The sequence below is a fragment of the Kitasatospora sp. NPDC001159 genome (genome assembly GCF_053598235.1).
Genome location: NZ_JBSFJV010000024.1, coordinates 36,753 through 57,732, shown reverse-complemented (window position 1 = coordinate 57,732; position 20,980 = coordinate 36,753). Strand labels below are relative to the sequence as shown.

Below are 20,980 nucleotides of genomic sequence, written 5' to 3'. Positions count from 1 at the left end.
TACTGTCCGTCCATGTCGATGAGTTCAGACGATCAGATGACCGATCAGCTCGACGAGCTGCTGCCCACCACCCGCCGCGCCCTGCTGCACCGAATCGCCGTCGCCCAGGCAGAGGGCCGTACCCCCTCGTTGGTCGCCGGGGTGGTCCGGGACGGGCGACTGGTGTGGAGCGGCGCCCGCAGCATGATCGACGGGCACGCGCCGACGCCGGACGTCCAGTACCGGATCGGCTCGCTCACCAAGACCTTCGTCGCCGTACTGGTACTGCGACTGCGCGACGAGGGCCTGCTCGACCTCTCCGACCCGCTGGCCCGCCACCTGCCGGGCACCGCGGCCGACGACGCGACCCTCGCCCAGCTGCTCGCGCACTCCGGCGGGCTCGCCGCCGAGACCCCCGAGCCCTGGTGGGAGCGGACCGAAGGCTCGCTGCGGCCCGGACTCGGCGACCTGCTGGAGCGGGAGAACCCGCTCAAGCACCCTGCCGGACGCCGCCACCACTACTCCAACCCCGGCTACGCGCTGCTCGGCGCCCTGGTGGAGAAGCTGCGCGGCGAGCCCTGGGGCGAGGTGCTGCGCCGCGAGCTGCTGGCACCGCTCGGCATGGACCGCACCACGCTGCTGCCCGAACACCCGCACGCCGGGGGCTTCGCCGTCCACCCGTGGGCCGACGTCATGCTGCCCGAACCGCTCACCGACACCGGTCTGATGGGCCCGGCCGGCCAACTCTGGTCCACCGGCGCCGACCTGGCCCGCTGGGCGGCCTTCCTCGCCGCTGGCGACGACAAGGTGCTGCGCGCCGAGTCCCTCGCCGAGATGCGCCGACCCGCCGTCGGCCCGGACGACGCCGCCTGGACCTCCGGCTACGGACTCGGCCTGCAACTGCGGCGCCACGAGGGCCGATTGCTGTACGGCCACTCCGGCTCGATGCCCGGCTTCACGGCCGGCCTGTGGGTCAGCGAGGACGACGGCCTGGCCGCCTTCGCCCTGTCCAACGCCACCAGCGGCGCCAAAACCCCGCTGCTGGCCGCCCAGTTGATCACCACCACCGCCGAGCACGAGCCCAGGCTGCCCGAGCCCTGGCGCCCGCTGTCCGAGGTCGACGAGGACCTGCTCGCGCTCACCGGCCCCTGGTACTGGGGCGCCGCACCCAACGCCCTGCGGCTGAAGGCCGACCACGTCCTGGAGCTGACCGAACTCGCCAGCGGCCGCCGGGGCTCGCGCTTCCGGCCCCAGCCGGACGGCACCTGGATCGGGCTGGACAACTACTACGCCGGCGAGACCCTGCGGGTGGTCCGGGGCGCCGACGGCACGGTCAGCCACCTGGACGTCGGCTCCTTCGTCTACACCCGCGAGCCGTACGGGCCGGCCGGGGTCGTCCCGGGCGGCGTCGACCCGCAGGGCTGGCGGGCCGTTTGACCCCGCCGGGCCTCGCCGCGACAGCGAGCGTGACACCGAACGGTCACGACGGTGTGGACGGTGTGACGGCCGGGCCCTGAGAGCGGTCCCGTGACCGGGGGGATGTGACGGCGGGGGCGCACAATGCAGGTGTGCACCCCCGTTGTCCACCCCGGGCGAACGGCCGCCCGGTGCCCGGCAGATGACCGCCAAGCCACGCGTGGTCCCATTCAGCAGGTGCACATCTGCGATCCGCCGGGCCGCAACGTGAATGCCAACCGGCTTGGAGAGACATACGGGGACCGGTTCGCGTCCATGCCCAACGTCTGCGGGCCGGGACGGTGCCCTGGCAATTCCACGGCACCGCCGATCGTGCTGCCCTGGAGGGTCCGCCATGACCACCGTCCCCACGTACGCTCCGTCCGCAGTCGCCCCCACGCACGACACCCCGGCGGTCCCCGCGCCTCGCCACCAGGCGGCCCCGGCCGCCTACACCGTCAGCCTCGCCCGCGACGAGGACGACGTGCGCGCCGCCCAGCGGCTGCGCCACCAGGTCTTCGCCGCCGAACTCGGCGCCGCCCTGCACAGCCCGGTCGCCGGGCTCGACGTCGACCCCTTCGACGAGTACTGCGACCACCTGCTGGTCCGCGAGGGCGAGCACGGCGCCGTCGTCGGCACCTACCGGCTGCTGCGCCCCGAGGCCGCCCGGCGGGCCGGACGGCTCTACTCCGACGGCGAGTTCGACCTCTCCGCGCTCGCGCCGGTGCGCCCCGGCCTGGTCGAGCTCGGCCGCTCCTGCATCCACCCCGACCACCGGGGCAACGGCGCGGTCATCAACCTGATGTGGGGTGGCATCGCCCGCTACCTCGCCGACACCGGCAACACCTGGGTCGGCGGCTGCTGTTCCATCGACCTGGAGGACGGCGGCGCCACCGCGGCCCGGGTCTGGGACACCGTCAGCGCCAAGCACCTGGCCCCCGAGCAGTACCGGGTCACCCCGCACCGCCGCTGGGACGCCACCGGCGTGCCGCGCGCCGAGCGCGGCGCCCTGCCCGCCCTGCTCCGCGGCTACCTGCGCCTCGGCTCCTGGGTCTGCGGCGAGCCCGCGTACGACCCGGACTTCGGCTGCGCCGACCTGTACGTGCTGCTGTCGCTGGAGCGCACCGACCCGCGCTACCTGCGGCACTTCCTGTCCGGAGCAGCCGCCCTGGGCGCCTCGTCATGAGCGTCTGGCTGCCGACCGCGCCCTGCCGGCCCGAGACCTGCCTGGGTGAGCGCGCGCCGGAGGTCTCCCACCTCCGGCGGGCGCTGCGGCTGGCCGCCTGCCTGACGGCGGTGCTGGCGGGTGTGCTGCTCAGCCTGCCGGTGCGGCTGCTGCCCCACGGCGCCCGGGACCGGCTGATCCGGCTCTGGGCGCGGGTGCTGCTGCGCACCCTCGGGGTGACCGTCCGCCTCGGCCCGCCCGGGACACCCGTACCGGGCAGGGCGGTCGGCGGCGGGGCGCTGGTGGTGGCCAACCACGTGTCCTGGCTGGACATACCACTGCTCGCGGCCGGGCGCCCGGGGCGTTCGCTGGCCAAGACCGAGGTCCGACAGTGGCCGGTGCTCGGGCGCCTGGTGGCCTGGGGCGGCACCGTGTTCCTGGACCGCGACCGACTGCGGGCCCTCCCGGACACGGTGGCGGCGGTGGCCGAGGTGCTGCGCTCCGGGCAACCGGTGATCGTCTTCCCGGAGGGCTCGACCTGGTGCGGTCGGGAGAGTGGCCGGTTCCGGCCCGCGCTGTTCCAGGCCGCAGTGGAGGCGGGCACCTTCGTCCAGCCGGTGACGATCCGCTACCGGCTGGCGGACGGGCGACCGACCAGCGCGCCCGCCTTCATCGGGGACGACGGGCTGCTCACCTCGCTCGCCCGGGTGGTCGCGGTGCGCGGACTGGTCGCGGACGTCACCTTCCTGCCGCCGATCCCGCCGCCCGGGCCGCAGCCCACCCGGGCGGGGGCCCGCCGAGAGCTGGCCCGCGCAGCGCAGGCGGCGGTGGAGCGCAGCCGCTGAGGCTCCGGTACGACGTGGTGCGCCGCTCAGGCGGCCCGGGCCCCGGCCAGTTCCTCCGGCTGCGGTCGGCCGGGGCCGGTCGGGGCGAGCGAACGGACCCGGCCGAGCAGGACGGCGACCAGGACGGCGGTGACGGCCAGCGCGCCCGCTCCGCACAGCACGGCGAGGTGGATGCCGTCGATGAAGGCGTCGTCCACCGCCGCCTGAACCGGCCCGGGCAGCGCCGCCGCCGTACCGCCGGTGCCGTGCACCGCGCCGGCCGGGGCGTCCGCGATCGAGCCGACGGCCTCCGGCGGGACGCCGAGCCGGTGCAGGGTCGAGGTCAGCGAGTCCGTCATCCGGTTGGTCAGGACCGCGCCCAGCACGGCGATGCCGAGTACACCGCCGAGTTCGCGCAGGGTGTTGATGGTCGCCGAGGCCATCCCGGTCTGTGCCGGGGCGACCCGCTGCATCACCGCGATCGAGACCGGGGTGAAGGTCAGCCCCATCCCGAGGCCCATGGCGAACAGCGTCCACAGGTAGGCCGGGTAGTGCGCGTGGTCGCCGTACAGCGACAGCCCGCCGAGGCCCACCGCGCACAGCGCGACTCCGAGCACCAGTGGCAGCCGCGGGCCGTACCCGGCGGTCAGCCGGCCGGAGAGCGGCGCGGCGACCACCAGCATCGCGGTCATCGGCAGCCCGGCGTAGCCGGCCGCGGCCGGGGACCAGCCGAGCACGCCCTGCATCAGCAGCGGCAGGAAGAACAGCGCGCCGAACATCCCGAAGCTGACCATGAAGCCGCTGAGCAGTGCGCCGCCGAGCGCCCCGTCTCGGAACAGGCGCAGCTCCAGCATCGGTTCGGCGAGGCGCAGTTCGAGCACCAGGAAGGCCAGCAGCAGGACGGCAGCCGCAGCGCCGCAGCCGAGCACCCGGGCGTCCGTCCAACCCCGGGACGGGCCCTCGATCAGCGCGTAGACCAGCAAGGCCAGGCCGACCGCGGACAGGGTGAGGCCTGCGAGGTCGATCCGACGCGGGCGCGGGGCGATGTCCGGCAGGACGCGGGCGGCGAGCATGAGCCCGGCCACGCCGATCGGCACGTTGATCCAGAACACGCTCGCCCAGCCGAGGTGTTCGACCATCGGACCGCCGGCCACCGGGCCGATCGACAGGCCGAGCGCGGAGACCCCGGACCAGGTGCCGATCGCCTTGGCGCGCTCGCGCTCGTCGGTGAAGACGTGGCGCAGCAGGGCGAGGCTGCCGGGGGTGAGCAGCGCGGCGCCGACGCCTTGGAGCATCCGGGCGCCGACCAGCACGCCGATCGACCCGGCGAGGGCGGCCACGGCGGAGCCGGCCGTGAACAGGGCGAGGCCGAGGCGGAACACCCGGGTGCGGCCGTAGCGGTCGCCGAGCGCGCCGCCGGTCAGCACCAGGGCCGCGTAGACGAGGCTGTAACCCTCGGCGACCCACTGCAGACCGCTGATCCCGGCGTCCAGGTCCTGCCCGATCCGGGGCAGGGCGTTGTTGACGATGACGTTGTCCAGCATGGACATGAACATGGTGACGCAGAGCGTGAGCAGCGCGAGCCGTTGGCGGCGGGCGCTCGACTCCTCCATAGAATCCCTCCCGATCTCAAGTCCCCTAACGGCGTTAGGGGCGGTTTGGCAGCCACAGCGTGCCCCTAACGGTGTTAGATTGCAAGCAGGATTTTCACGACACCGCTGGGAGGCGTCCGCACAGCCATGCCGGAGAACGACAGCGCCACGCCGGGGCACAACACCGGGACACCCGCCCTGACCAGGGAAGCCCTCGCCCAGGCGGCGCTTCGCGTACTGGAACGGGACGGCCTGGCCGGACTGTCGATGCGCAAGGTCGCCGCCGAGGTCGGTGTCAAGGCCGCCTCGCTCTACTGGCACGTCCGCAACAAGGAGGAGCTGCTCGACCTGCTCAACGATGCGATCATGGCCTCGGCCGAACCCCCGCCGCGCGAGGGCGACTGGCGGGTGCAGATGCGCGGGTACTGCTGGCGCTACCGCCGAGTGCTGCACGACAACCGCGACGCCGCCAAGGTCGTCGCCGGCCGCCTCGCCCCGGGGCCGCACCTCTTCGGACTGCTCGACGACCAGCTGGACCGCTTGCGCGAGGCCGGATTCTCCGACGCGCACGCCGCCCTGACCACCTACCTGCTGAGCTCCTTCGTCCAGGGCTTCGTCCTGCAGGAGCAGTCGCCGATGTCGGCCGCCCAGGCCGACGGCGCCAGCCGCCTGGACGTCGTCACCGAGGTCCGGGAGCGCTTCCGCGCCCTGCCCGTCGAGGACTTCCCCAACCTGGTGGCACTGGCGGGCGACCTCACCGAGCCGAACCTCGACGCCCGCTTCGAGTTCTGCGTGGAGCGCATCCTCGACGGACTGGCGGCCCTACTGCCGCCGGAGCAGCGGTGACCGGGCATCTGCCAGCAGGTAGGCTCGCTCGGCACCCCGTCCGAACGTCCACGGAGGAGTTACCGATGCCCGAGCCGTATGCCCACGACGAGCCGTACGCACAGGGCCTGTTGGACGTCGGCGACGGGCAGCGGATCCACTGGAACACCTCCGGCAACCCGGCGGGCAAGCCGGCCGTCGTGGTGCACGGCGGACCGGGCTCCGGCCACCATCCCGGCTCCCGGCGGTACTTCGACCCCGAGCGCTACCGCGTCGTCCAGTACGACCAGCGCGGTTGCGGACGCAGCCTGCCGCACGCCGCCGACCCGTCGACCGGGCTGGAGCACAACACCACCGCGCACCTGGTCGCCGACCTGGAGCGGCTGCGCGAGCACCTGGGCGTCGACACGTGGCTACTGTATGGCGGTTCGTGGGGCTCCACCCTGATCCTGGCGTACGCGCAAGCCCACCCTGAGCGGGTCTCCGCGATCGTGATCTGCGGGGTGACCATGACCCGCCCCGAGGAGACCGAGTGGCTCTACCAGGGCGTCGGCCGCTTCCTGCCGGGCCCCTGGGAGGAGTTCCGTGACTTCCTGCCCGCCGCCGACCGTGACGGCGACGTGTTCGACCTGCTCGCCGCCTACAGCCGGCTGCTCAACAGCCCGCAGGAGAGCACCCGTCGGGCCGCCGCCCAGGCCTGGGCCACCTGGGAGGACGCGGTCATCGCACACGAGGCGCTGGGCAAGCCGAACGCCTACACCGACCGCCCGTCAGATGCCCTGATGGCCTTCACCCGCATCACGGCGCACTACTTCTCGCACCGGGCCTTCCTGACGAACGGCCAACTGCTGCGCGACGCCGGACGGCTTGCCGGCATCCCTGGCGAACTGATCCACGGACGGCTCGATCTCGGCGGGCCGCTGCACACCGCCTGGCAGCTGGCCAAGGCCTGGCCGGACGCCAACCTGACGGTCGTCGACGAAGCCGGACACACTGGCAGCCCGCGGATGGCGGAGGCGGTCCTCACGGCCGTCGAACGCTTCGCCTGAGAGCGAATGCCCCTGGGGCTACCGGTCCGGTTGGGCATCCTGACGGGCACCGCCGTGCTGGTGGTCGGCTACATCTCCTTCCTGTTCGTCTGCTTCGCCGGCTACGCCTTCCTCTACGGCCGCCACCGACCGCGCCGGGGCGTGGACTTCGCAGTGGTCCTCGGCTCCGGACTGATCGGCTGCGAGCGCGTCCCGCCACTGCTGGCCAGCCAGCTCCCCCGGGGCCGCGCGGTGTACGAGAAGCAGGCCGCGCGCGGCAACCCGCCGGTGCTGATCACCTCGGGCGGCCAGGGGCCGGACGAGAAGCTGCCGGAGTCCCATGCGATGGCGAACTACCTGGTCGAGCGCGGCTTCCCGGAGGGGCACATAGAGCGGGAGGACCCCTCGCGCACCATCGAGGAGAACCTGCTCTTCAGCAAGGCCATCATGGAGCGGGCCAAGCCCGACTACCACTGCGTCGTGGCAACAACTTGCACGCCTTCCGGGCGGCTCTGATCGCTCGCAAGACGGGCGCCAACGGGCATGTGTTCGACTCGCCCACCGCCCGGTACTACTGGCCGAGCGCGACCATCCGCGAGTTCGCGGCGGTGTCCTCTCGCACAAGCTGATCAGCTTCGGGATCTACGGCCTCCTTGCGCTCTGCGGGGTGCTGGCGGCGCTCTGAGCGCCTCAGGTGTCGGGGCCCTCGGCGCTCGACGGGCTCCGGCTCGACGGGCCTGAGCCTGGGCTGGGCTGGGCTATTCGGTTCGGGCCCCGGTCGTTGCGGCAGTCGCCGCGGCGGTCGGGGCCCAACGGCTCAGCGGAGGGCTCGCCGGCCGGTCAGGCCGCCGGGCGGGGTGCCAGGATCGCGCAGGTGGTAGTGGCGTGGGCGTAGAGCTTGCCGCTCTCCGCGCCGACCACCCTGGCCTCCGCAGTCGCAATCGTCCGGCCCAGGTGGAGCGCCACGCCCTCGCAGCGCAGCAGCCCCGAGCCGGCGAACAGCGGGCGCAGCATGTGGACGTTCAACTGCGTGGTGGTGTAGCCGATCCCGGCCGGCAGCTTGCTCAGTACGGCGCAGCCGAGCGCCGAGTCGAGCAGGGCCGCCAGGTATCCGCCGTGCACGGTGTTCATCGGGTTGAACAGATGATCGCCCAGTTCCCCTTCGAACACCGCCGTGCCCGGCTTCACCTCGACCAGATGGAAACCCATGGTGCTGCAGATCGAGGGCTCAGGGATTCGCCCGGCGATCCACTCCACCAGGAACTCCTCCCCGCTCAGATGCGGATACTCGGAGATCGGCGGGCCGGCTGTCCAGCTGTGGGTACGGGTGCGCAGCTCCTGACCGACGACGGGGGGCTGCTGCTCTCCGCCAGCAGGCTGATGATTCGTCATGAGATCAACCTGCCCTGTTCGAAGCCCCGACTCAAGTCCTGTCCGACGCAAGGCCGTCGACCTCCGGTTTCGCTCCTCGCTCAATCCCTCCCCTCCACCCCTCCTGCCCACAGCCCCGCGAACAGGTCGGTCTCGACCCCGGCCGACTCGCTCCCGGCCGCTGCGGCTCCGCCCGTCCCGGCTCCGCCGACGAAGCTCCGAGCCAGGTGGTAGTCCTCCGTCGGCCAGACCTCACTCTCGACGTCCCGGGGGTGAGCCATGAACGCGACGCCCGGCTCGACCTGGGTGGCGTGCGCCAGCATCGCCGCGTCCCGTATGGCGAACTGCTCGGAGCACGTGATTCGGGTGGTGGTCACGAGAGCGGGCGGGGTGTCGGGCCAGCCGGCGAGCAGTTCGCCCATGGCCGACGGGACTCCGCGTTCCGTCATGGCCTCGTGGAGGGTCTGGAACCAGGCTCGGGAGAGCGCCAGGTGGTAGTAGAGCTTGGCGGCCTGCCAGGGCTCGCCCGCCTCGGGGCAGCGCTTCGGGTTGGCGGCGGCCTCGAAGGCTTCGACGGTGACCTGGTGGGTCATCACATGGTCCGGGTGCGGGTACCCGCCGGTCTCGTCGTAGGTGATCACCACATGCGGGCGGAACTCCCGGATCAGGGCGACCAGTGGGGCCGCGGCGACCTCCACCGGCTGGGCGGCGAAGCAACCCTCCGGCAGCGGCTCGTCCGGGCCCGGCATCCCCGAGTCGACGAAGCCGAGGAACTGCTGCCGCACGCCGAGGATTTCACGGGCCGCAGCCATCTCCTCGCGCCGGATCCGGGCGAGGTCGTCCCGGACCTCGGGCCGGTCCATCGCAGGGTTGAGCACCGAGCCGCGCTCGCCGCCGGTACAGGTGGCGACCAGGACGTCCACGCCCTCGGCGACGTACCGGGCGAGGGTGGCCGCGCCCTTGCTGGACTCGTCGTCGGGGTGCGCGTGCACGGCGAGTAGGCGCAGGCCGCCGGGGTGCTTGGTGAACATGAGTACCTTCGTGGTCGATAGCACCCGATGGGAGCTTGGGCGCTGATGAGAGCCGACGGGATCGGCGGGAACTGGTCGATGATCACTGGCCGACGGCCGGTCAGTCTGCCTTACGGGCGGCACCCGGGTAGAGCAGGGCCGGTGCGATAGCGAGCGCCGACAGCGCCAGCACCCACCAGAAGGTCGCGCCGAAGGCCGCACCCGGGTGCCCGGGGTGCCCGGCCTGCGCCTGCTGGAGGGCCAGCGTCAGCACCGCCGTACCGAGCGCCCCGCCGAGCCGGTTGAGCACGTTGACCGCGCCGGCGGCCGCCGGCGCCTGGGCCTTGTCAACGCTCCCGTACACCGCCGCCATACCGGGGATCAGGATGATCCCCATACCCGCCCCGCGCAGGGCCAGCGAGCCGACGAGCAGCCAGTCGGCCGGGCCGGAGCCCGCACCCAGTTGGGTGAAGGCAAGGGTGCCGAGCAGCGAGCAGCCGATGCCGAGCAGGGTCAGCGGGCGTGGCGCGAGGCGGTCGGCTATTCGGCCGGCCAGCAGCGAGGTGACCGCCGTGCCGAGTGCCTGCGGGGAGAGCAGCAACCCGGCCTCCACCGCCCCGGCGTGCTCGACCTGCTGGTAGTAGAGCGGGACCAGGAACATCGAGCTGTACAGCGCGGCGCCCTGCAGGAAGCTGTTCGCCGTCGCCACCGCGAAGCCGCGCCGAACGAACAACCTCAGGTCGATCAGCGGTGTTCGGACTCCGTGACGCCCCACCCGCAGCGCGTGCCGGCCGTAGGCCACCAGCAGCACCGCACCCACCGCGACCGCCACCGGGCCGACCGCACCGCCCTCGCCGATCGTGGGGAGCCCGTAGACCAGCCCCGTCAGACCCGGCGACAGCAGCACCAGACCGGTGACGTCCAGCCGGGGCTTCGGAAGTTCGGACGGAGCCTCAGCCGGGAGCCACCGGGCCGCCAGCAGCAGGGTGAGCAGCCCGACCGGCACGTTCAGCAGGAACATCCAGCGCCAGTCCAGGTGCTCAAGCACCAGCCCGCCGAGGATCGGCCCGAGGACCGGGGCCAGGCTGCTCGGGAGAAGCATGGTGCCCATCACCCGCGCGAGCCGGGACCGCCCGGCCGCCTGCACCATGATCGTCTGCCCTAGTGGCTGAATCATCGCGCCGCCGATGCCCTGCAGCACCCGGAAGGCGATCAGGCTGGCCGTCGACCAGGCCAGGCCGCACAGCGCGGATCCCAGCACGAACAGGACGACCGAGCCGAGCCAGGCCCGCCGGGCTCCGAACCGGCTGGCGGCCCAGCCGGAGAGCGGCATGGTCAGCGATATCGCCAGGAGGTACCCCGTGGCCACCCACTGGACCGCGGCCATCGAGCTGTGCAGATCACGGGCGACGGAGTCGATGCCGACGTTGACGATCGTGGTGTCGAGCAGAGCCAGGATCGGGCCCAGCGCGAGCACCGCGCCCATCTTCAACAGGCCCGGCGGCAACGGCTCCGGCCACTGCGCCCCAGCCGCCCCGCGCCTGCCCTCCGCCATGCCCTTTGTCCCGCCCCTTGCCGTGACCTGTGTGGTGACCGACGTGGTCATGAGCCCTCCCCTGGGTCGCCCCTCCGTCAACCCATCCGGCCGACGGGAAGAACTTAGGGCGAACCCAGAGATTAGGTCAAGCCTAATTTCTGGGCTCGACCCAGCGAACTGCGCTAGGCTCCCACCATGACCGACACCGGGACCACGCCGAACCTGCGCGAGCTCAACAAGCGCCGCACCCGCGAGGCGATCTCGCACGCCGCGACCAGGCTCTTCCTCGAGCAGGGCTTCGACCGGACGACCATCGCCGAGGTCGCGACCGCCGCGGGCGTCGCCAAGATGACCGTCACCAACCACTTCCCGCGCAAGGAGGACCTCTTCTTCGACCTGCACGAGGAGCTCGTCCTCCGACTCGCCCGCACCGTCGCCGGGCGCGCCCCCAGCGAGTCCGCCCTCGCCGCGCTGCGCCGCGACTGCCTGGCCGCGCTCGACCGGCACGACCCGCGGCTCGGCTTCTCCGGCCAGGACTTCGCCCGCACGATCACCGAAAGCCCGGCCCTGGGTGCCCGGCTGCGCGAGCTGAACGAGCAGGGCGAGGCCGCGCTCGCCGCGGCACTGGCCGAGGCCGTACACGCGATACCCGTCGACTTCGAGAGTCGGGTCGCCGCCGCCCTGCTCGCCGCCGTCGACCGGGCGGTGTTCACCGAGGTGTTCCGCCGCACCCTGGCCGGCGAGGAACACGCCGCCATCGCCGTCGCCGTACGCCCCTGGGCCGCCCGCGCCTTCGACCGATTGGAGGGCGCCCTCGGCAGCTACGCCGTCCGTGCAGACTAGGCCCCCACGCCGTTCACCGGGAGGTCGCGACGCGGCGATGAAGACCCCGCACCAACACCGCACTTGACGAAAGGTTGACCTGTTCACGGCAGAAGGTTGACGGCCGCCGCCCCTATGGTCGGCCCATGCCCTCACAGCCCATCAGGCCCACCGCCCTGCCGGTCCTGCCTTATCGCAAGCCCACTCGCGGCCGGGACTACTGGGTCCTGGACAACGTCCTGCCCGACCCGGACGCCGTCCGTGAGCGCGTCCTGGCCCGCGGTGACTGGACCGAGGGCTACCCGTACCGCCCCGAGACCTGGCCGGGCGTGCGCACCATGCCGGGCCTGGAGCCCGACGAGCTGGCGCGGGTCGAGGGCCTGGTCCGCAAGGCCACCGGAGTCTCCCGGCTGTGGGTGCAGAGCACCCCTGGCGGCGGCACGCTCAACCACAACTGCGTCCAGGTCGTCGGCGCCGGGGAGTCGGAGTCCCGCCCGCACACCGACTCCCGCGCGCTCTGCCACTACGCCGCCGTGCTCTACCTCAGCCCGGACGCGCCCAAGGACGCCGGCACCAGCTTCTACCGCCAGCAATTCCCCGGCGGCCGCCTCGGCGGGAACCTGGTCGACGCCCCGCACAACAACCTGGTCGAGGCGCTCGGCACCCGCCATGTGCCCGCCGACCACTTCACCGAGGACGTCCGCGTTCCCAACCGCTACAACCAGCTGCTCCTCTACCACGCCAACCTGATCCACAGCGCCACGAGTTACTACGGCAACGAGCTGGCGGACCGCCGTATGACCGCGGTGTTCTTCTGGATGGCCTGACGGACGGCCTGACGGACGGCCTGACAGATGAACCTGGCGGGTGGCCTGTCGGGCGACCCGACGGAGGCCCGGTCAGGCGCCCGCTGCCCCGACGTGCGCCAGGCTCGCCCGCGTCAGCGCCGCCGCCAGCCGGGCCAGCTCCTCCGGCGCGACCAGCGCCGCCAAGCCCTCCGGACTCCCCGGCAGGCCGAGCACCTGCGCCTCCCCCAGCGCTCGTTCGTCGAAGTACGGCCGCAGGGAGGGCCAGACCGCTTGGACCTCGCGCCGGAAGATCTCGGACCCGACCGGCCCGATCCGCGGGAACTCCCGTAGCAGTTCGCCGATCCGCCCGGCCTCGCCCCCGGCTTCCTCGCGGAGCCGCCGGAGATCCCCGTGCCAGCGGTCGAGCAGCAACTCCGCACCCCGCCCCAGCGCCGTGGCGGTGCTCTCGTCGTACCGCACGTAGTGGGCCCGGCCGAGAGCCTCGATCAGCGTGCGCCGCCGGGCACCGAGCATCGCCACAGGCGTCCGCAGGCCAGCAGCCGACAGCTCCCGCGCCGCCGCCGTGGCCGTTCCGGCACTGATCCGCACCGAGCACAGCACGGTCAGCACCAGCAGCCGGTACAGCCGCGAGGGCTCGTCGCGCAGGGTGATCCCGGCTTCCTCCGCATAGGTGCGGCCGTACCGGGCGAGCAGCTCCGGGACACCGAGCGTCATCGCCGCCACCTCCTCCCCTCCACGCTGGCCCGGGTTGAGGCCGCGCGCACCTGGGGACGCTCGCCGCATGAACCCCGACGCCGTGCCCCCGACCGAGACGGTCCGCCCCGAGTGGGCCGCGATCGACCAGCTGTCCACCCTCGGCCTGCTCCGCCTGATGAACGCCGAGGACCGGACCGTCCCCACCGCCGTCGCCGGGGAGTTGACGCGGATCGCCGCCGTGGTGGACGCCGTGGCCGCCCGGATGGCGCGCGGCGGACGGCTGGTCTACGCCGGGGCGGGGACGGCCGGGCGGCTCGGGGTGCTGGACGCCGCCGAGTGCCCACCCACCTTCGGCACCGATCCGGCCCTGGTCATCGGCCTGATCGCGGGCGGCCGGACGGCCGTGACGAAGGCCGCAGAGGGCGCCGAGGACCGTAGCGACCTCGCCGAGGCCGACGTGACCGCGCTCGATCTCGCCCCCGTCGACACCCTGGTCGGCGTCTCCGCCTCGGGCCGTACGCCCTACCCGCTGACGGCGGTCCGCACCGCTCGGGCGGCCGGGGCGCTGACCGTCGGGCTAGCCTGCAACCGGGGCTCAGCGCTGGTGGCCGCAGCCGAGCTGGGGATCGAGGTGGAGGTCGGCCCCGAGGTACTGGCCGGGTCCACCCGGCTGAAGGCGGGAACGGCGCAGAAGCTGGTGCTCAACCTGCTGTCCACCGCCGTGATGGTGCGCCTCGGCCGGACGTACGGAAATCTGATGGTCGACCTCCGGGCCACCAACGCCAAGCTGCGCGAGCGCGCCCGACGGATCGTCGCCGAGGCCACCGGCGCCGACCAGGACGCGGTCCGTCAGGCTCTGACGGCAACCGACGGCCGGACCAAGGACGCGATCCTGGTCCTGCTCGCCGACGTAGACGCGCCCACCGCTGCCCGACTGCTCACTTCCTCGGACGGACGGTTGCGCGGCGCCCTGAACCTGGCGCGCAGCTAGTGTCCTACGCCGGAGATTCGTCGGCAGGATCGAGCGAGGGCGTTGCGGATCTTCTTCGGGGTCTCCTCCAACCCGGCCGGGGTTCGTCCACCAGCCCGTCCAGCCCTCGGCGAGGAACCGGCGACGCCACTTGCGGACCGTGTCCGCGGTAATGCCCAACTCCCCTGCCACGCCGATGATCGACGGCACATCCGGGCCGTCGCAGGCAAGCACGATCCGGGCCCGCAGAGCCAACGCCTGGGCGGACGATGCTCTGCGGGTCCACCGCGTCAGCGCGGCCCGCTCCTCGTCGGACAGCAGCAACGGTTCCACCTCCGGGCCTCGACGGCGCACCGGGAGATCAGGAGAAGAGCTCACACGCAACCAACGACGGATCTCCGGCGCAGGACGCCAGCCGATGCCCGGCACCGGGCACATCCTCATGAGAACCCGCGCGGGCACCCTCAGCCGCACCCGACGCCTCACGCGCGATCTCGGCCCGGAACCCCTCGATCAGCACTCGCAGCCCGTACTCGAAGTCGGCGTCGTGGTCGGTCATCCGCAGTACGTCCACCGCCTCGCTCAGCAGCGGCAGTTCGCGCAGCGCCTCGTCCGGGAATGGCGGCCGGGCGCGCTCTGCGGCGTCCTGCCGCCAGGCCTGCTCCTCGGTGACCCAGCCCATGATGTACCGGTCGACGGTCAGCAGCAGCCTCAGCGCGGTGCGCGGGCACAGTCCGGCCCGGCACAGGGCGCTCAACTGGGCCTCGACCGCCGGAAGTTCGTCTTCGGTTGGCAGGGTGCCGGCGTGCACCCGGGCGCCGTCGCGGTAGGCGAGCAGGGCGTTACGCTTGGCCCGGGCGTCGGCGGCGATCCACTCGGGCCAGTGCTCCGGGTCCGGCTCACGGTCGGGCGGGAGCGCCTCGGCGAGCATCGCCTCCGCCATCAGGTCGAGCAGTTCCCGCTTGTTCTTGAAGTGCCAGTACAGCGCCGGTGACTGCACGCCGAGCTCCCGGGCGAGCCGCCGGGTGCTGAGCCCGTCGATGCCCTCCTCGTTGAGCACGCGCAGCGCGGTGCGCACCACCTCGTCGCGTTGCAGTGCCATCCGATCGGCCTCCCGGTTATCCGCTTGCGAGACCCACCTTATCGCCGCTAAGTTCCGAGCCGGGCTTTATCAGTGATAAGGAGGATCCGGCGATCACACTCAGTGACAGGTCCGTGCGCCATCACCAAGGACGCCGTCACGAGAACGACGGCCACGAAGGGACCAGCCCCTCATGACCTCAGGAACGGACCGCTCCTGGTCCCGACTGCTGCCGAACACCGCCCCTTGGCGGTCCTCCCGGGACTTCCGGCTGACCTGGACCTCCGGCACGGTCACCCTGCTCGGCTCGATCTTCACCATGACCGCGATCCCACTGCAGATCGCCCACCTCACCGACTCCCCGCTCGCCGTGGGCGCGGTCGGCGCGGTCGAACTCGCGCCCACCATCCTGTTCGGCCTCTACGGCGGCGTGCTCGCCGACCGCGCCGACCGCCGCACCGTCGCCCTGGTCACCGAGGTCGCGCTGGCCGCACTCAGCGCCCTGCTGCTGGCCAACGCGCTCCTCGGCACACCCGCCGTCTGGCCGCTCTACCTCGCCGCCGCACTGGCGGCGGCCATCCAGGGCCTGCAGCAGCCCTCGGTCGAGGCGATGACCCCCCGACTGGTGCCGCACGATCAGCTGGTGGCGGCCGGGGCGCTGCTCTCGCTGCGCTGGAGCATCGGCGGTGTGGCCGGCCCGGCCGCCGCCGGGCTGCTGGTCGCGACCGCCGGGGTTCCGGCGGCCTACCTGGTCGACCTCGCAACCTTCCTGCTGTCGCTCGCCCTGCTCGCCCAGGTCCGGCCGATCCCCTCAGAGCGCGACGCCGAGGCGCCCCGGCTGCGCGAGTTCACCGAGGGCGCCCGCTACGCGGCGCGCCGGCCCGATCTGATCGGCACCTACCTGGCCGACCTCGCGGCCACCGTCTTCGCCCTACCCACCGCACTGTTCCCGTTCCTGGCCGAGGAATTGGACGCGGTCTGGGCGCTCGGCCTGCTCTACTCGGCGTCCGCGGCCGGCAGCCTGATCGCGGCTGTCACCGGCGGCTGGACCGAGCGGGTGCACCGGCACGGGCGGCTGGTCCTGCTCTCCGCTTCCCTGGTCGGCGCGGCCACCGCCGCGGCCGCCTTCGCCCCGGGCCTGTGGGCCGTACTGCTCTGCCTGATCGTCGCGGGCGGCGGCCACTGGATCGGCGACACCTTCCGCAGCGCCATCTGGAACCAGTCCATTCCGGACGAACTCCGAGGCCGCGCCGCCGGCCTGGAGATGCTGATCGGCTCCGCCGGACCCGCCCTGGGCGACCTGCGAGCCGGCGGCCTCGCCGCCCGCCAGGGCATCCGGGCCGCGCTGCGCACCGGCGGCCTGCTCTGCCTGGGCAGCGGCGCCGTCCTGTCGGCTGCGCTCCCCGCGCTCTGGCGCTACGACCAGCGCGAGCACCAGCGGCACCAGCAGCAGCCAGCCCCGGAGCCCAGCGCGTGACCGCCGATTCAGCCCACCGGGAGCAGGAAGCGGTGCCGCGCGACCAACCCGCCGAGCCGGCGCGGATCGCCGGTACCGCACCGGGCGGCACGGTCAACGTCCACCAAGGCGGCGATCCGGTACGCCCTCCCCCGGACATCGCGCCCCGCCGACCAGCCCCGTCACCCCGCTACCGGCGCCCGGGCCGCGCAGGCCACCCGGGCCCGATTCGGCCGACAAGCCGCCTGACGCGAATGCGCCCCTCCCGCCCCACCGCCGTTGACCATCCACCCCGCCCGGCGCTTGGCTCACCCCGAGCCGACCGCCGGGGAGTTCGATGCAACCAGTCCTCGACGCAACCAGTCCACAACGCGACCAGTCCTCGACGCCGCCCGGCGTCGCCGTCGACGCGGCCGGCCGTTCCCAGGGGAGGGACCAGATGACCCGCACACGCACCACCGCCCGCCCGTCGCGGCGCCCGCTGCGCGCCGCCTGCGCACTCGGCGCGGCCGCCGCCCTCGCGCTCACCACCACGCAGGCCGCCCAGGCAGACCCGCACCGGAAGTCCGACACCGAGCGGGTGTCCGCCGGCCTCGGCCAGGCGCAGCCCGACGGCGCCTCACTCGCCGCCGGTCTGAGCGCCGACGGCCGGTACGCCGTCCTCACCTCGAACGCCACCAACCTGGTGCCCGGCGACACCAACGGCAAGTCCGACGTCTTCGTCCGCGACCTGCGGACCGGCAGCACCGAGCGGGTCAACACCGGCCCGGACGGCGCCCAGGCCAACGGGGCCTCCTTCGAGGCCACCATCAGCGGCAACGGTCGCTACGTCGCCTTCAGCTCCGACGCCACCAACCTGGTGCCCGGCGCCAACCTCGGCTTCGACGACGTCTACGTCCACGACCGCTGGACCGGCGAGACCACCCTGGTCTCCGTCGGCGAGGAGCCGGGCAAGCCGCAGCCCGACAAGTTCTCCGGCCATCCGTCGCTCAGCTGGGACGGCCGCTACCTCGCCTTCCAGTCCAACCGAACCGACCTGGCCCCGGACACGGTCACCTGGCAGGGTGCCAACATCTACGTCCACGACCTGTGGACCGGCGAGAACCGCCTGGTCAGCATAGGTGCGGACGGCAAGGAGGCGAACGGTTCCTCCGCCGCCCCCGTGATCAGCGCCGACGGCGGCAGCGTCGCCTTCATCTCCAAGGCGACCAACATCACCGGCCCGGACAAGTCCGGGGCCCTCTCCCCGGACGCCGCCGCCAAGCTCACCGCCGAGGCCGCCCAGGAGTCCGACGAGCAGTTCGTCCGCGACGCCTTCAGGACCGACGACCGCCCGGGGATCCTCAAGCCGCACCTCTACCCGGTGTACGTCCGCGACCTGCGCGCCGAGGAGACCACCATGGCCAGCGCGGACGAGAAGGGCGGCTGGCGCGGGGCGGACTCCCCCTCGCTCAGCCCGGACGGCCGGTACGCGACCTACTCGACCTGGGTCCAGCACGGCGACAAGTGGTGGGAGCGGCACTTCGAGGTGTACGTCCGCGACCTGGAGGAGGGCACCGAGACCCTGGTCAGCGTCGGCCTGCCCGGGACGAAGACCGCCGGGGACTCCTACAACGGCCGGATGACCGCGGACGACCGCTGGGTGTACTTCGACTCCACGGCCGCCAACCTGGTGCCGGGCGACACCAACGGCGTCTCCGACGTCTTCCGGCGCGACCTGTGGACCGGCCGCACCGAGCGGGTCAGCGTCGCGGGCGACGGCGCGCAGAGCGCCGGCGCCTCGTTCGGCCCGTACGTCGACGCCCACGGGGCCACGGTGGTGTTCAGCGCGGACGACGGCAGCCTCGTCCAGGGCGACACCAACAAGGTCCCGGACGTGTTCGTCCGCCACCTGCCGCGCCACTGACACCGAGCCCCCGGCGTCGAACCCGACGCCGGGGGTCGGCAGGACCCGCACACCCACCTGTTGGGAGCGCGTCAAGCGAACACTTGCCCCGACCTCGTTGACTGACACTTTGTCAACTATTCACCATTCCCTGTCTACCCGCATAGACCCGCAGGTGGTGGCATGAACACACCGCCCGGCACACCCGTGCCGAGCCCGTGTCAGGGAGCTCCCCACATGCTTCGCGCCCACCGCATCGCCCCCGCCGTCGCGACCGTCGTGCTCGCCGCGGCCGCCCTCGCCACCGCCGGCACCGCGCACGCCGCCGCCCCCGCCCCCGCCTCGCACACCCGCGCCGCCCTGGACGTGACCTGCTCGCAGGCCTACCTCCCGCTGCCCGACCCGGCCTGCACCCCCGGCGCCACCAACCCGGACGTCACCCAGGACACCATCGACTCCACCATCTGCGTCCCGGGCTACAGCACCTCGATCCGCCCTTCCAGCACGTACACCAACCGCCTGAAGGTCCAGCAGATCGCCCAGTACGGCTACGACGACACCAACACGGCGGACTACGAGGAGGACCACTTCATCCCGCTGTCGCTCGGCGGCAACCCCACCGACCCGAACAACCTGTGGCCGGAGCCGCGCTACGCCACCGGCTCGAACAGCCAGTCCTCCACCGACAAGGACACCGTGGAGTACAAGCTCTACCGCGCCGTCTGCAACCACCAGGTGGACCTGGTGCCCGCCCAGCAGGCCATCGCCACCGACTGGACCACCGCGCTCTCCGTCCTCGGCCTCGGCTGATCGGAAAGCCGATCAGAAAACCGTCCGGCGCCGGCGCCCACGCCCTCACAGCGTGAGCGCCCGCGCCGAGGCGCTGATCGGCGACGGGAGTTCGGTACGACCGCGCAGATAGCGGTCCACCGCCGCGGCCGTCGCCCGCCCCTCGGCGATCGCCCAGACGATCAGCGACTGGCCGCGCCCGGCGTCCCCCGCGACGAACACGCCGTCGACGCCCGTGCCGAACCCGTCGTCCCGCTCCAGCGCGCCGTCCGGCCCGACGACCAGCCCGAGTTGGGCGAACAGCGGCTGGCCCGGCTCCGGCCCGGTGAAGCCCAGGGCGAGCAGCGCGAGCTGCGCCGGAAGGATCCGCTCGGTGCCCGCCCGGGCGCTGCGGTCGCCCGGCTCGGCCTCGGCGAAGCGCACGCCCGTCAGCCGTCCGTCCGGCCCCGGCTCGAAGCCGACCGTGGCCGCCGCGAACACCCGGGCACCCGATTCCGACTCCTCGTGCGAGGTGGTCTCCCGGTACACCTTGGGGTGGACCGGCCAGGGCTGCCCGGCCGCGCGGCGCTCCGGCGGGCGCGGGTTGATGTCCAGCTGGGTGACCGCGGCCGCGCGCTGGCGCAGCGCCGTCCCCAGGCAGTCGGCCGCGGTGTCCCCGCCGCCGACGATCACCACCTGCCGCCCCTCCGCGGACAGCGGCGAGACCGCACAGTCCCCCTCGTCCACCCGGTTCGCCCAGGTCAGGTACTCCATCGCCGGGTGCACCCCGGGCAGCCCGTGCCCGGGCACCGCCAGCTCCCGGCAGGCCGCGGCACCCACCGCGACCACCACCGCGTCGTACCCGGCCCGCAGTTGCTCGCCGGTGACGTCCCGCCCCACCCGCACCCCTGTGCGGAAGGCCGTGCCCTCGGCCCGCAACTGGTCGAGCCGCCGCTCCAATCGGTGCTTCTCCAGCCGGAACGGCGGTATCCCGTAGCGCAGCAGGCCGCCCGGGCGGTCGGCCCGCTCGTACACCGTGGTCGCGTGCCCGGCCCGGGTCAGCTGCTGGGCGGCGGCCAGCCCGGCCGGCCCCGAACCGACCACCGCGACCCGCCGGTGCGGGCCCCGCCGCTCGGGCGGCTGCGGGCGGTCCCAGCCCTGCTCCCAGGCCCGGTCGGCGATCGCCAGCTCGACGTTCTTGATCGTCACCGCGGCCCCGTCGATCGCCAGCACGCAGGCGCTCTCGCACGGCGCCGGACACAGCCGCCCGGTGAACTCCGGGAAGTTGTTGGTCGCCAACAGCCGCGCGGCCGCCGCCCGCCAGTCGTCCTCGGCCACCAGCCGGTTCCACTCCGGCACCAGGTTCCCCAGCGGGCAGGCGGCGTGGCAGAACGGCAGCCCGCAGTCCATGCACCGCGCCGCCTGTCCGCCGACCACCGGCAGCAGCGCCCCCGGCCGGTACACCTCCCGCCAGTCCCCCAGCCGCTCCTGCGCGTCCCGCCGCGCCCGCTCCGCTCGCGGGGTGGTGAGGAAGGCCATCCGGTCTGCCATCGCGGCCTCCCGCAGGGCGTGCCGACACGGACCCGGCGGCCCACCCGGCGGCGCGCCACCGTGTGGCCACCGTACGCCCACGAAGCAGCACGCGAAAGCCGTCAGCCGAAGAACCCCGCGACCCGCCCGCAACTGCCGTGAGCACGCCAGGGAGAA

18 protein-coding genes and 1 pseudogene are annotated in these 20,980 nt (G+C 73.1%); 12 read left to right on the top strand and 7 right to left on the bottom strand.

The window, feature by feature from the left end; translation table 11 throughout:
- Positions 1–36: 36 nt before the first annotated feature.
- The 3 genes from ACWC9T_RS15265 (at position 37) to ACWC9T_RS15255 (ending at position 3,444) form a co-directional block, all read left to right on the top strand.
- Entirely contained in the window at positions 37–1,416 is a 1,380-nt protein-coding gene (locus tag ACWC9T_RS15265) for a serine hydrolase domain-containing protein (protein ID WP_449821521.1), read from the top strand.
- A gap of 373 nt (positions 1,417–1,789) precedes the next feature.
- Positions 1,790–2,620 (top strand): GNAT family N-acetyltransferase, encoded by an 831-nt coding sequence (locus ACWC9T_RS15260; RefSeq protein WP_449821520.1) that lies wholly within the window; start codon positions 1,790–1,792, stop codon positions 2,618–2,620.
- Complete coding sequence (locus ACWC9T_RS15255; RefSeq protein WP_449821519.1) at positions 2,617–3,444, top strand: lysophospholipid acyltransferase family protein; 828 nt, start codon at positions 2,617–2,619, stop codon at positions 3,442–3,444. Before ACWC9T_RS15260 ends, ACWC9T_RS15255 begins: the two co-directional genes overlap by 4 nt.
- Positions 3,445–3,470: 26 nt before the next feature.
- Here ACWC9T_RS15255 and ACWC9T_RS15250 read toward each other — a convergent pair whose 3' ends face one another.
- Complete coding sequence (locus ACWC9T_RS15250; RefSeq protein WP_449821518.1) at positions 3,471–5,036, bottom strand: MFS transporter; 1,566 nt, start codon at positions 5,034–5,036, stop codon at positions 3,471–3,473.
- A 126-nt stretch (positions 5,037–5,162) separates the two neighbouring features.
- Between ACWC9T_RS15250 and ACWC9T_RS15245 the strand changes: the two genes are divergently transcribed.
- From ACWC9T_RS15245 to ACWC9T_RS15235, 3 genes and pseudogenes are all read left to right on the top strand, one after another.
- Positions 5,163–5,861: a TetR/AcrR family transcriptional regulator gene (locus ACWC9T_RS15245; RefSeq protein WP_449821517.1), complete on the top strand. Its 699-nt coding sequence runs from the start codon at positions 5,163–5,165 to the stop codon at positions 5,859–5,861.
- Between the two features lie 65 nt (positions 5,862–5,926).
- Positions 5,927–6,889: a prolyl aminopeptidase gene (gene pip / locus ACWC9T_RS15240; protein WP_449821516.1), complete on the top strand. Its 963-nt coding sequence runs from the start codon at positions 5,927–5,929 to the stop codon at positions 6,887–6,889.
- Between the two features lie 21 nt (positions 6,890–6,910).
- Positions 6,911–7,479, top strand: a pseudogene (locus ACWC9T_RS15235) (YdcF family protein); the annotation flags it as partial.
- Positions 7,480–7,708: 229 nt separating this feature from the next.
- Here ACWC9T_RS15235 and ACWC9T_RS15230 read toward each other — a convergent pair.
- The 3 genes from ACWC9T_RS15230 to ACWC9T_RS15220 all read right to left on the bottom strand — a co-directional run bounded on the left by ACWC9T_RS15230 (position 7,709) and on the right by ACWC9T_RS15220 (position 10,855).
- Positions 7,709–8,260, bottom strand: a complete 552-nt coding sequence (locus ACWC9T_RS15230) for a PaaI family thioesterase (protein ID WP_449821515.1) — start codon at positions 8,258–8,260, stop codon at positions 7,709–7,711.
- Between the two features lie 80 nt (positions 8,261–8,340).
- Positions 8,341–9,270 (bottom strand): mycothiol conjugate amidase Mca, encoded by a 930-nt coding sequence (gene mca, locus ACWC9T_RS15225; RefSeq protein ID WP_449821514.1) that lies wholly within the window; start codon positions 9,268–9,270, stop codon positions 8,341–8,343.
- A 100-nt stretch (positions 9,271–9,370) separates the two neighbouring features.
- A complete protein-coding gene (locus ACWC9T_RS15220; protein ID WP_449821513.1) occupies positions 9,371–10,855 on the bottom strand; it encodes an MDR family MFS transporter in 1,485 nt (494 codons plus the stop codon).
- Between the two features lie 126 nt (positions 10,856–10,981).
- Between ACWC9T_RS15220 and ACWC9T_RS15215 the strand changes: the two genes are divergently transcribed.
- Together ACWC9T_RS15215 and ACWC9T_RS15210 are read left to right on the top strand one after the other, a co-directional pair.
- Positions 10,982–11,629 carry a TetR/AcrR family transcriptional regulator gene (locus tag ACWC9T_RS15215; RefSeq protein WP_449821512.1) on the top strand — a complete coding sequence of 216 codons (648 nt, stop codon included), beginning with the start codon at positions 10,982–10,984 and terminating at the stop codon, positions 11,627–11,629.
- 125 nt (positions 11,630–11,754) lie between these two features.
- Positions 11,755–12,435 carry a DUF6445 family protein gene (locus tag ACWC9T_RS15210; RefSeq protein ID WP_449821511.1) on the top strand — a complete coding sequence of 227 codons (681 nt, stop codon included), beginning with the start codon at positions 11,755–11,757 and terminating at the stop codon, positions 12,433–12,435.
- Between the two features lie 72 nt (positions 12,436–12,507).
- Here ACWC9T_RS15210 and ACWC9T_RS15205 read toward each other — a convergent pair whose 3' ends face one another.
- On the bottom strand, positions 12,508–13,131 hold the full coding sequence (locus tag ACWC9T_RS15205) for an endonuclease (protein ID WP_449821510.1): 624 nt from the start codon (positions 13,129–13,131) through the stop codon (positions 12,508–12,510).
- Between the two features lie 67 nt (positions 13,132–13,198).
- Here ACWC9T_RS15205 and murQ point away from each other — a divergent pair, with 67 nt between their 5' ends.
- The gene (gene murQ / locus ACWC9T_RS15200; protein WP_449821509.1) at positions 13,199–14,104 is read left to right on the top strand and encodes an N-acetylmuramic acid 6-phosphate etherase; all 906 of its coding nucleotides are present in this window, start codon (positions 13,199–13,201) and stop codon (positions 14,102–14,104) included.
- Between the two features lie 340 nt (positions 14,105–14,444).
- Here murQ and ACWC9T_RS15195 read toward each other — a convergent pair whose 3' ends face one another.
- Positions 14,445–15,185 carry a TetR/AcrR family transcriptional regulator C-terminal domain-containing protein gene (locus ACWC9T_RS15195; RefSeq protein ID WP_449821508.1) on the bottom strand — a complete coding sequence of 247 codons (741 nt, stop codon included), beginning with the start codon at positions 15,183–15,185 and terminating at the stop codon, positions 14,445–14,447.
- A 172-nt stretch (positions 15,186–15,357) separates the two neighbouring features.
- Between ACWC9T_RS15195 and ACWC9T_RS15190 the strand changes: the two genes are divergently transcribed.
- From ACWC9T_RS15190 to ACWC9T_RS15180, 3 genes are all read left to right on the top strand, one after another.
- On the top strand, positions 15,358–16,641 hold the full coding sequence (locus ACWC9T_RS15190; RefSeq protein WP_449821507.1) for an MFS transporter: 1,284 nt from the start codon (positions 15,358–15,360) through the stop codon (positions 16,639–16,641).
- Between the two features lie 418 nt (positions 16,642–17,059).
- Positions 17,060–18,526, top strand: coding sequence for a hypothetical protein (locus tag ACWC9T_RS15185; protein ID WP_449821506.1), 1,467 nt, complete (start codon positions 17,060–17,062; stop codon positions 18,524–18,526).
- Positions 18,527–18,742: 216 nt separating this feature from the next.
- A complete protein-coding gene (locus ACWC9T_RS15180) occupies positions 18,743–19,315 on the top strand; it encodes a hypothetical protein (RefSeq protein ID WP_449821505.1) in 573 nt (190 codons plus the stop codon).
- Between the two features lie 45 nt (positions 19,316–19,360).
- On the opposite strand, the gene ACWC9T_RS15175 is transcribed toward ACWC9T_RS15180, so the two are convergent.
- Positions 19,361–20,824, bottom strand: a complete 1,464-nt coding sequence (locus ACWC9T_RS15175; RefSeq protein ID WP_449821504.1) for a glutamate synthase subunit beta — start codon at positions 20,822–20,824, stop codon at positions 19,361–19,363.
- Between the last annotated feature and the right edge of the window lie 156 nt (positions 20,825–20,980).